Below are 279 nucleotides of genomic sequence, written 5' to 3'. Positions count from 1 at the left end.
GCCCCGGGGTCGTATTCCCGGCGCTCGGTGTCCTCCTCGAAGGGGATGCCGTCGGCCAGCTCGCTCGGCACGGTGTAGATGGGCACGTCGACCCCGATCGCCCGGGTCCCGTCCATCACCGCCCGATAGAACTCGGCCACGGACTGGCTCCGCAGCGGGACGACGCGCCGATCGCCGGCCGCCGACTGGATCACCAGCTCCTGGTCGAGGAAGTCGAAGGTCAGCTCGAAGAGGGTCCCGCCGTACGGGATCGGCGACGTCGTCAGGCCCCGGGCCGAC

General features: G+C 71.3%; 1 protein-coding gene. It reads right to left on the bottom strand.

Annotated features, from left to right (window positions below; genetic code table 11):
* On the bottom strand, positions 1–279 hold a 279-nt coding region (locus AB1L88_RS26990; protein ID WP_367099823.1), incomplete at both ends, for a DUF5996 family protein.

It is taken from the genome of Tautonia sp. JC769, from assembly GCF_040717455.1.
GTDB lineage: Bacteria > Planctomycetota > Planctomycetia > Isosphaerales > Isosphaeraceae > Tautonia.
This window is presented reverse-complemented; position numbering and strand designations above follow the sequence as displayed.